1 protein-coding gene is annotated in these 392 nt (G+C 34.9%); it reads right to left on the bottom strand.

Features of this window, described 5'->3' with window-relative positions:
- Positions 1–392 (bottom strand): DNA topoisomerase (locus BCAMP_RS12140; protein WP_035315918.1); only part of this gene is annotated, 392 nt, incomplete at both ends.

Below are 392 nucleotides of genomic sequence, written 5' to 3'. Positions count from 1 at the left end.
TCTTTTCCTTTTTTGATTCATCACTAGTTAATGCTTTCCATCCCTTTTCCATAGGCACATTACCTGAAGCGTTAAAACTGAGTCCGTTCACTTCTAACGTTAAATTTGTTTGCTCATACAAAAAATCACCCATGAACATCATGAGTGTGTGTTTTAAGATACTTTCGTAAATGTTTTTTTCTTTTTCGGAGAGCTTATTTAACAGCGGTAATTTCTGTGTTGGGATAATCGCATAATGTTCTAACACCTTTGCATTGTTCACGTAACGTGTTCTCGGTTCTGTTTGAGGAGTGTTAATCGTTGTATTTAATAAAGCCTTCATATCTTCTAAATTTTCTTTGAGGTAGGCAAACTCACTCGTGGTAATTAAATCACTATCTGTTCGTGGATAA

Source organism: Brochothrix campestris FSL F6-1037 (genome assembly GCF_000525915.1).
Classification (GTDB): Bacteria; Bacillota; Bacilli; order Lactobacillales; family Listeriaceae; genus Brochothrix; species Brochothrix campestris.
Note: the sequence above shows the minus strand (reverse complement) of the source record. Positions and strands in the feature narration are given on the sequence as shown.